Source organism: Quisquiliibacterium sp. (genome assembly GCF_982640115.1).
The window spans coordinates 1-10,415 of sequence record NZ_CEXFHW010000143.1; the positions used below are offsets into that span (position 1 = coordinate 1).

Consider the following 10,415-nt stretch of genomic DNA (forward strand, 5'->3'; position numbering starts at 1 on the left):
ATCTGCGCCTCGACCTGGCGCTGGCGTAGCGGCTCCTGACGGCGCTCCAGGGAGAGGCGGTCCTCGTCACGGGCACGCAGGGTCTGGGTGATGTCGTCGAGCCGCTGACGCGCGGCCGACAGCGCCAGCTCGGTGCCGGCACGCGCGGCGAGCGCGGCGTCGAGCGCCAGGCGGGTCTCGGCATCGGACAGACTGGCAAGGCGGATCTCGAGAGACTCGGCCTCCTCGCGGCTTTCATGCGCCTGCTGGTCGGCCTGCGCGATGCGCGCCTGCAGCCGCTCGATGCGCGCACCGGCCTCGCGGCGGGCAAAACTGGCTTCCTGCTCGGTGCGCTCGGCGCCACGCACCCGGTCGCGGTGCGCGACGAGCTGCGCCTCGAGGGTTTCGCAGGCCTGGGCGGCGTCCTCCTGGACCTGCTGGTGTTCGGCCAGCTCGGCATCGAGCCGCTCGAAGGCGGCCGACTGCTCTTCGACCGTGGCCGCGGCCTCCTCGAGAAGGGCCGCCACCTCGGCCAGATCCTGCTCGAGCCGGCCACGGGTGAGGCGCGCGCGCTCATGGAGCTGCTCGAGCTTCTGGGCATCGAGCCGCACGGCGGCCAGATCGCGTACGGCGCGGCTGTGCGCCTCGCGGGCCTGGCCAAGCAGGCGCGAGGCCTCGGCTGCCTGCTGCTCGATGCGGCCGGCGCCCGCGCGAGCCTCGTCGGCCAGCAGCTGGCGGGCACGCTGCTCGCGGGCCAGATGTTCGAGATCATGCTGGCGGGCGAGCACACCCTCCTGCGCGGAATCGGCCGCATAGAGCTGCAGCGACTGCGGGCCGACCACATGGCCCTCGCGGGTGACAAGCCGCTGGCCGGCAAGCAGCTCGGCGCTGCGCCCGACCGCGGCCTCGAGCGAGTCGGCAGCCCAGTGGCCATGCAGCCAGTCGGCCAGCACCGCGTGCAGCCCGGCATCGGTCACCCGGATGACCTCGATCAGGGGTCGCATGCCGGCCAGCGGCGCGGCCACCACCGGCTGCACCCGCGGCGACAGGAAGGCGACCTTGGCCGGCGGCGCATCGGCCACCAGCGCGGCCGCCGTCTGCAGCCGACCGATCTCGAGGGCCTCGACCCGCTCGCGGATGATCGACTCGACCGCGGTCTCCCAGCCCTCCTCGATGCGCAGGCGCTGCCAGAGGCGGCCCAGGCTGTCCAGGCCGTGGCGGCTCAGCCAGGGACCGATGCGCGACTGGCTCTGCGCCCGCTCCTGCAGCTGCTTCAGGGCGACGATGCGGGCCTCGACGCGGGTGAACTCGCCCTCGGCGTCGCGCAGGGCCTGCTGGGCCGGCGCGCGGGCCTGCTCGGCATCACGCCAGCGGGTCTCGGCCTCGGTCTGCGCCTGGGCGCAGCGCTCCTCGGTCTCCTCCGCGATGGCCAGTGACTCGCGCACCGCGGCGAGGTCTTCCTCGGGGGGCGACTCGATCTGCGCACGCTCGCCCTGCAGGCGCTCCTGCCGGCGCTGGGCATCGGCGAGCGTGCGCTGGGCGTTGCGCTGGCGCTCGGCGGAAAGCTCGATGGCCTGACGGGTGCCGATCGCCACCGCGCGGGCCTGCTCCAGCCGGGCGCGCGCCTCGCGCACCTGCTGCTCCAGCGGCGCCGTGGCATCGGAGAGCTCGAACAGGCGAGCGGCGAGTTCCTCGGCGCGGGCCTCGGCCTCTTCCAGCGCACTCCGGGCCTCGTCCTGCTCGGCCAGGGCCTGTTCACGGTCCTGACGGGCGCGGGTCTGCCTGACCCGCAGGCCTTCCAGCCGGCCGCCGATCTCCTCCTGCGTGTCGACCACGCGGCGGATGTCGTTCTCGAGACGCACGACCTCGGCATTGGCGGTGTAGTGCGCGGCCTGCGCCGCGTGGACCTCGTCACTCGCAGCATAGTGGGTGCTGCGCAGGGTCTCGAGGGCGGCTTCGAGCTCGCGCAGCTCGGCGAGCGCGCCATCGACCGCGGTCTGGGCCCGGCCTGCCTCCAGCGCCAGCCGCTGCTGCTCGGCGCCGGCCTCGTCGCGCCGCACCAGCCAGAGCATCTGCTGCTTGCGCTCGCGGTCGGCCTCGAACTCGCGGTACTGCCGGGCCACCTCGGCCTGGCGCGAGAGCTTGTCGATCTGGGCATCGAGCTCGCGGCGGATGTCCTCCACCCGGGTGAGGTTCTCGCGGGTGTCGGCCAGCCGATTCTCGGTCTCGCGGCGGCGCTCCTTGTAGCGCGAGATGCCGGCGGCCTCCTCGAGGAAGACCCGCAGGTCTTCAGGCCGGGCCTCGATGATGCGCGAGATGCTGCCCTGACCGATGATGGCGTAGGCCCGCGGCCCCAGCCCGGTGCCCAGGAACAGGTCGTGAACATCCTTGCGGCGGACCGGCTGGTTGTTGATGTAGTAGGCCGACTGGTTGTCGCGGCTGAGCACCCGCTTGACCGCGAGTTCGGCGAAGCTGGACCAGACCCCGCCGATGCGGCCCAGGGAGTTGTCGAACACCAGTTCCACCGAGGCCCGCGAGGCCGGCTTGCGGTCGACCGAGCCCGAGAAGATGACGTCCTGCATCGACTCGCCGCGCAGCTCCGAAGCCTTGGACTCACCCAGCACCCAGCGCACCGCGTCGATGATGTTCGACTTGCCGCAGCCGTTGGGGCCCACCACGCCCACGCGCTGGCCGGGCACCTCGAAGGCGGTGGGATCGACGAAGGACTTGAAGCCCGACAGCTTGATCTGCTTGAGTCGCACGCGCGAAACACCCCGGAGCGATGGGCCCGACAGAAAAGCGAAAAGCCGCGCTGGCGGCTTCGACCCGCCTATAATAGCACCCGCCCACCCAGGCCCCGCCGGTTCCCAGCGAACCCCGCGCGGGGCTTTTGGTTTCAGGGGAGCCCGCCCGCCGGCGGGCGCCGCCCCGCCCGGAAAGCCGTCCGTCCATGCCCTCCAAGCCCAGCCTCAGCCTAGATACCTTCCCCAATCCCGCGCCCGGGCGCGACTACCTCGTCCATCTCGAGGTGCCCGAGTTCACCTGCCTGTGCCCGCTCACCGGCCAGCCGGACTTCGCCACCTTCGTGATCGACTATGTGCCCGACAAGCGCAATGTCGAACTCAAGAGCCTGAAGACCTACATGTGGTCTTTCCGCGACCAGGGCGCCTTCCACGAGGCCGTCACCAACCGCATCACCGACGATCTGGTCGCCGGCCTGGCGCCCCGCTACCTGAAGGTCACCGCGCGCTGGTATGTGCGTGGCGGCATCTTCACCAACGTGGTGGTCGAGCACCGCAAGCGCGGCTGGAAGCCGCCGCAGCGGGTGGACCTGGACAGTTTCCCGCTCCAGTCGAATTTCAGATAGCCAACAATATCAGTCACTTGGAGGGGATTCTTGAACCCTAGACTCAAGACCCTGCAGGCCTATCCTTTCGAGCGCCTGCGCGGTCTGCTCGAGGGGGTCAGCCCCGATCCCGGCCTCACGCCGCTGAACCTGTCGATCGGCGAGCCCAAGCACCCCACGCCCGCACTGATCACCGACGCCCTGATCGGGTCGCTGGCCGGCCTGTCGAGCTATCCGGCCACCGCCGGCTCGCCCGAGCTGCGCCGCGCCCTCGCCGCCTGGCTCACCCGCCGTCATGGTCTGCCGGGGGTCGATGCCCGCCATCAGGTGCTGCCGATCAACGGCAGCCGCGAGGCGCTCTTCGCCTTCGCCCAGACCGTGGTCGATCCGGCCGATGGCGCGCTGGTGGTGTGCCCCAACCCGTTCTACCAGATCTACGAGGGGGCGGCCCTGCTCGCCGGCGCCAGCCCCTGGTATGTCGACCAGAACCCGGCCAATGGCTATCGCTGCGACTGGCAGTCGGTGCCCGAGGCGGTCTGGCGCCGCACCCGGCTGCTCTTCGTGTGTTCGCCGGGCAACCCCACCGGCGCGGTGATGACCCAGGCCGAGTGGGATCTGCTCTTTCGCCTGTCCGACGAACACGGCTTCTGCATCGCCGCCGACGAGTGCTACTCCGAGATCTACCTCGACGAGGCCGAGCCGCCGCTGGGCGCGCTGGCGGCGTCGGTGGCGGCGGGGCGGCCCGACTTCCGGCGGCTGGTGGTCTTCGGCAGCCTGTCCAAGCGCTCGAACGCGCCGGGCATGCGCTCGGGCTATGTGGCAGGCGACGCCGAACTGCTCGCCGCCTTCCTGCTCTACCGCACCTATCACGGCAGCGCCATGAGCCCGCCGGTGCAGCAGGCCTCCATCGCCGCCTGGTCCGACGAGGCCCATGTCGCCGAAAACCGGCGCCAGTACCGCGAGAAGTTCGCCGCACTGCAGCCCCTGCTCGAACCGGTGCTGGGGGTGCAGCGTCCGCAGGCCGGCTTCTACTACTGGGCACGGGTGCCCGGCGGCGATGACGAGACCTTCGTGCGCGAGCTCTACCGGCGCTGCAACGTCCTCACCCTGCCCGGCAGCTACCTCGCCCGCCCGGGGCCCGACGGCAGCAACCCCGGACGCGGTCATGTGCGGCTCGCCCTGGTCGAGCCGCTGGCGGCCTGCGTCGAGGCAGCCGGCCGCATCGTTCGCTTCGTGACCGGCTGAGGCCGGCGCGCTTTCCTGATCAACCCCCTTCGAGAGAACCCGCATGAGTGACCTGCAGACCACCATCGACCAGGCCTGGGAAGGCCGCAACGAGCTCTCCCCCAAGGCCGCCCCCGCCGCCGTGCGCGAGGCGATCGGCCATGTGCTGGCCGAACTTGACGCCGGCCGGCTGCGCGTGGCCGAGAAGCGCAATGGCGAGTGGATCGTGCACCAGTGGATCAAGAAGGCGGTGCTGATGTCCTTCCGGCTGGAAGACAACGCCGTCCTGCCCGCCGGCGGCCTGCAGTTCTACGACAAGGTGCCCACCAAGTTCGCCGACTTCTCGGCGGCCGACTTCGCCCAGGGCGGCTACCGGGTGGTGCCGCCGGCCGTGGCCCGGCGCGGTGCGTTCATCGGCCGAAATGTCGTGCTGATGCCCTCGTATGTGAACATCGGCGCGTATGTCGATGAAGGCACCATGGTCGACACCTGGGCCACGGTAGGGTCGTGCGCCCAGATCGGCCGCAATGTGCATCTGTCGGGCGGGGTGGGCATCGGCGGCGTTCTCGAGCCGCTGCAGGCCAACCCGACCATCATCGAAGACAACTGCTTCATCGGCGCCCGTTCCGAGGTGGTCGAAGGGGTGGTGGTCGAGGAGAACTCCGTGCTGTCGATGGGCGTGTTCATCGGCCAGAGCACCAAGATCTTCGATCGCACCACCGGGCAGGTGCTCTACGGCCGCGTCCCCTCGGGCTCGGTGGTGGTGCCCGGCTCCATGCCTTCGGCCGACGGCCGGGTGAATCTGTATTGCGCGGTCATCGTCAAGCGCGTCGACGCCCAGACGCGGGCGAAGACCGCGATCAACGAGCTGCTGCGCGGCGACTGAGCGCCGGGCGGCACGAGCGAAAGGCGGTCACTCGTGTCGATGATGGAAAAGCTGCTGCGGCTGCTGGCCGAGAAGAAGGGGTCTGACCTCTTCCTGTCGCCCGGGTCGGCAGCCCACATCAAGGTCAACGGCCTGACCGTCCCGATCAACCAGCAGCGCCTCGACCCGGCCGCGGTCATGGCGCTGCTGCGCCAGGTGGTCTCGGAGCGGCACTGGCAGGAGTTCGAGGACCGGCGCGAGCTGAACCTGGGCTACAGCGTGACCGGGGTGGGCAGCTTCCGGATCAATGTCTTCCGGCAACGCGGCTCGCCAGCCTGCGTCATCCGTTACATCCCGGGCGACATTCCGCGCTTCGAGCATCTCGGCCTGCCCGAAGCCATGCGGCAGATGGTGATGGAGCCGCGCGGCCTGGTGCTGGTGGTGGGCGCCACCGGCTCGGGCAAGTCCACCACCATGGCCTCGCTGATCGAGCACCGCAACGAGAACCGCTCGGGCCATATCCTCACCTTCGAGGATCCGATCGAGTTCACCTTCCGCAACAAGCGTTCGATCGTCAATCAGCGGCAGATCGGCACCGACACCGACTCCCTGCTGGTGGGCCTGCGCAACGCCATGCGGCAGGCGCCCGACTGCATCCTGATCGGCGAGATCCGTGATGTCGAGACCATGTCGGCCGCCATCGCGTACTCGCAATCGGGCCACCTCGTGCTGGCCACGCTTCACGCCAACAACGCCAACAATGCGCTGAACCGCATCGTCAGCTTCTACCCGCCCGAGAACCGGCGAGTGATGCTGTCGGATCTGGCCGGCACCCTCAAGACCATCGCTTCGCAGCGGCTGGTGCGCAGCACCGGTGGTGCGCGGATTCCGGCGGTGGAGCTGCTGCTCAACACCCGTTATGTGGCCGAACTGATCGAGGCCGGCAATCTCGGCGACATCAAGGACGCCATGGAGAAGAGCCTCGCGCCCGGATCGCAGACCTTCGAGCAGAGCCTGCTGCAGCTGGTACGCCAGGGCAAGATCACGCGGGAAGACGCACTGGCCAATGCCGACTCGCCCACCAATCTGCTCTGGCTGATGGAGAACTCCGAGCGGCAGCTCAACGCGTCCGAGAGCAAGAGCGAGAGCACCGAGACCAAGCGCGAGGGTGACGGCCCCTCCTTCGCGGAGTTCCTGCTGAACGTCTGAGCCGGTCTGCGGCGCGGTCACCGCAGACCTTCCCACGGCTTACTGGCGCGCCTTCTCCACCTCGCGGCGCTCGAACAGATAATCGGTGTTGCCCTCGTGGCCGGCAAAGCGCGAGGCGCCGTACTGCGGGGTCTGCGGCACATCCTTGCTGACCTCGGTCTTGAGCGTCTCGAAGACCGACACGCCCAGGTTCCAGTCGCGGACCTTGCGCAGCAGGTCCATGAAGTGCCAGGCGAAGCTGGAATGCCCTTCGCGCCCGTCGTCGCTCACCGGCTCGTTGCCGCCCGATGACATCACCACCGCCGCCTTGCGATCGAGCAGGCCCCTCGGGTCTGCTGCGTTGGGTCGGGTCACCCGCTCACCGCCCACGAAGGCACCCGAGAAGCAGCTGTCGGAAACCAGCATCAGCTGCTTGGCGCTGATCCGCCCGAGCAGGCGCGACACATCGCCGTTGGACAGCCAGGACTGCGGCCGGTCGGCGGTGCTGTCGTTCATGATCCAGTAGCCGGTCTTGCCGTTCTCGATCGCCTCACCATGGCCCGCGTAATAGACGATCACCGAGTCGTTGGGGCCGGTCTCAAGGGCGAGCCTGTTGAGGGTGCGGATCACCGATTGCTTGGTGGCGTCGGTAAGCAGGACCGTGTCATAGCCGAGCGTTTCCTGGAGCAGCCTGCCCACCGCCTTGGCATCGGCGCCCGCGTTTTCGAGGGTGGGAATGGTGCGATCGGCGTAGTTGTCATTGCCGATCAGGACCGCCACCTTTCGCTCGATCTCGGGGACTGCCGCCTGACGCACCGCCCGCCGGGACTCCCGCGCGAGCTTGCGCACCTCGCGGGTTTCCTGCACGTATTTCCTGAGCTCGTCGGTCACCAGACAGTCGCCCTGTTCGAGCTCGGCCTCGTTCTCGCAGGGGCGCACATCGGCCAATGCCGGATTCACCTCCAGGCTGCTGATGGCAGAGGCGAAGACCTTCTTCTTGTACTCGGCGCGCGCCGCGAGCAGGGTCTGCAACTCTGCCCGGCTCATCTGGCCCACGCTGACGCTGCGGAACGCCACCTGCGCGGTACCGCCCGAACCCGAGGCCGTACTGCCCGAGCCGGAGCTGCCCGTCGCCGCCTCGGTCGCGGTGATCTCCTCCACGCCGCCGGTGGTGGTGGTGCCCGCCAGCGCGGGCACGGCATCGAGCACCCGGCCGCGGGTGGGCGTGGACATCTGGGTGGGAATGGCCACCGCTGTTACCGCGCTGGCCACCGCCACCGTGGTGACATTGGTCGGCGCGTCACTTGGTTGGGTCTGGCTCTGGCGATAGAGCGCGCCGTTGCCGGTGCCGCTGGGCTGGGTGATGCCGTAGAACGCGCCGTACTGCTTGAAGTCGGGCAGCAGGCCGCCGAGGGTGTCGGCATCCGGGTTGTTGGAGTAGACCAGCCAGCGCGTGCCGGACGGGATGGAGAACACGCCCGTGCCGGCCTGGTTGACGAAGGCGCCCCCACCGGCATCGACGATCAGGGGGTTGGTGCCGCCTTCTCGGGCGGTGATGGTGGTGCCGCTGCGCAGCAGCGCGCCGGCGCTGCCCGAAAGCGCCACGGAAGTGCCGCTGGCTGAGCCGGCGAGATCGAGGGTGCGGGCGTTGACGGTGAGGGTGCCGCCCGGGTTCAGCCCCGTGCCGGCGCCGGTTGTGAGGGTACCGTTGGTGGCGTTGATGATGGCATTGCCGGAGGCGACCGAGTTGGTGCCGTAGCGGCCGATGCCCACCGGCGCATCGGCTGCGCTGCCTGCGGTGAGGGTGATGTCGCGACCGACGGTGAGGTTCAGGTTCAGCGGCTGCAGACTGGTTTCGGCGTTGGCCAGACCGGCGCCGGCGCGGGCTGCGCTGCCGCCGGTGAGCGAGAGGCTGCCGCCCACGGTGAGCGCAAGATCGGCGGCAGAGGTAGCTCCCGACATGCTGCTGGCGCCGATGCGGACACCACTGCCCGCAGTCGCGGTCGCGCCGCCGCTTTGGCCGCGCAGGCTGAGATCGCCGCCTATGCTGAGGGTCTGACCCTGGCCGAGGATCGCGGCGTAGTTGCCCTGCCCGCCTGTGCCGGCGAGCAGGGCGGCATTGCCAGCAATGGACACCGTCTGCGTGGCGGCGTTGCCGTTCCCCGCGGCGATCATCGCGAAATTGTTCACCCCGCCAGACCCACCGGTCATCACCAGGCTCGCCGCAGACACTGACTGGGTGCCAGCCGTGCTCTGGATATTCGCGCCATTGTGCTCCGCTGTGGTGCCTCTGCTGGAGCCACCGGTCATGGTCAGCGCATTGACTCCACGTATCGTCTGGGTACCGGTGTACTCGGCATAGATCTGCGCGAAGTTGCGTGAGCCGACAGTGCCGCCGATCAGGGTGAGGTCACCGCCGCCCGCCGTGAAGTCGATGAGCTGCGCGCTACCTTCCGAGTAGATGCTCGCACGGCTGCCGAATCCGGTACCGCCGACATTCTGCTTGCTGCTCGAGCCGCCCTGCAGCAGCGCGGAACCTCCGGCAATGGTGAGGGTCTGCGTGCCTGCGGTGCCGAACTGCTCGATATGCGCGGCGTTATTGGTATCGCTGCCAGAGCCGCCGGTCATGCGCAGCCCGCCGGACCCGATACTGATCGACTGGGCAGTTCCGTAGGAGTGAATGCGCGCATTGGCTGAACTGCCACTGCCGCCGGTCATGGTGATACCTCCGGTGGCCATGGTCGTGATGGTCTGCGTGCCTGATGTGGCGGTCATACTGCCCTGCCTGATGTAGGCGCCATTCGCACCCTCACCAACAGCTCCGCCACCGCCTGTCATGGTGATTGACCGGGCATTGATCACCTGCGTGCCGGACTCGATGACAATGCTCGCACTGTTTGCGCTGTTGGCTATCGACGCGCTACCTCCCGAGGCGCCGCCAATCAGGGTGATGGTTGGATCGCCAAGAATCCGCTGGCTTGCACCCTGAATCCCGGGAGTATTCCAACCGCTGTTGATATACGCATTATTGTGTCCGCCCACGGTCCCACCAACGAGGGTGATAGCCCCTCCGGACATCGTGATCGTTTGCTGGCCACCGGTGGCGTAGATGCCGGCGGCACTACCGTTTGGTGCACCGACCATCTTGGCCGAAGAGCCACCGGTGATGGTTAGGTTGCCGCCGTTGTTGATAGTGATGCTCTGACTATCGGCCAGTTGCGTCCCGTACAAGTTGATATAGACATAGTTGTCGGTGTTGTCAGGAAGCGCACCGCCACCTCCGGTCAGCGTAATGCCCCCGAAGCCTGCTGTAATGGACTGTGTTCGGCCAGCACGAATAGAAGCACTGTTGCCTGTATTGACGCCACCGCCGCCCGCACCTCCCTCCAATGTGATGGCGCGCGCAGAGACCGTCTGCGTATTGGCCGCTTGCAATCGCGCGAACCGGGATGCACCGGATGAAGCACCGCGAAGGACAAGTGAATCAGCGGTTACGGTCTGATCACCCCCAGCCTGCACGAATGAGGCTGCGGTCGGTGACGCCAGGATCTGCAGACTCCCCGCCGCATTCAGCGTCATGTTTCCACTGCTGTTCAGGCCCGCATCAAGCAGCATGGTCGAAGCCGGATCCTGCGTGGTGAGCGATATCGCCCCGGCCTGAAGGAAACCCGGCGTGAGATTCCCGGAGGCCTGGGTGATGTTGATGCCGGAGAAGGTCGTGCCCAGCGTACCGCCGGTCCGCGAGTAATTGCTGCCCACTGTGAAACTGCCTGTGCCGTTGAGCGTGCCGCCGGTCATCTGGAATCGGCTCAC

General features: G+C 68.5%; 6 protein-coding genes. 4 read left to right on the forward strand and 2 right to left on the reverse strand.

Features of this window, described 5'->3' with window-relative positions:
• On the reverse strand, positions 1–2,741 hold a 2,741-nt coding region (smc, locus tag AC2H6A_RS14545; RefSeq protein ID WP_484274320.1), incomplete at its 3' end, for a chromosome segregation protein SMC.
• 188 nt (positions 2,742–2,929) lie between these two features.
• Between smc and queF the strand changes: the two genes are divergently transcribed.
• Genes queF through AC2H6A_RS14565 form a run of 4 tightly spaced genes read left to right on the forward strand, consistent with a single transcriptional unit; the run spans position 2,930 to position 6,623 of the window.
• Positions 2,930–3,346, forward strand: coding sequence for a preQ(1) synthase (gene queF / locus AC2H6A_RS14550; protein WP_484274321.1), 417 nt, complete (start codon positions 2,930–2,932; stop codon positions 3,344–3,346).
• A gap of 30 nt (positions 3,347–3,376) precedes the next feature.
• A complete protein-coding gene (dapC, locus tag AC2H6A_RS14555; RefSeq protein ID WP_484274322.1) occupies positions 3,377–4,570 on the forward strand; it encodes a succinyldiaminopimelate transaminase in 1,194 nt (397 codons plus the stop codon).
• 43 nt (positions 4,571–4,613) lie between these two features.
• Positions 4,614–5,435, forward strand: a complete 822-nt coding sequence (dapD, locus tag AC2H6A_RS14560) for a 2,3,4,5-tetrahydropyridine-2,6-dicarboxylate N-succinyltransferase (RefSeq protein WP_484274323.1) — start codon at positions 4,614–4,616, stop codon at positions 5,433–5,435.
• A 39-nt stretch (positions 5,436–5,474) separates the two neighbouring features.
• The gene (locus AC2H6A_RS14565; protein ID WP_484274325.1) at positions 5,475–6,623 is read left to right on the forward strand and encodes a PilT/PilU family type 4a pilus ATPase; all 1,149 of its coding nucleotides are present in this window, start codon (positions 5,475–5,477) and stop codon (positions 6,621–6,623) included.
• Positions 6,624–6,662: 39 nt separating this feature from the next.
• Here AC2H6A_RS14565 and AC2H6A_RS14570 read toward each other — a convergent pair whose 3' ends face one another.
• Positions 6,663–10,400: a caspase family protein gene (locus AC2H6A_RS14570; protein WP_484274324.1), complete on the reverse strand. Its 3,738-nt coding sequence runs from the start codon at positions 10,398–10,400 to the stop codon at positions 6,663–6,665.
• Positions 10,401–10,415: the final 15 nt, after the last annotated feature.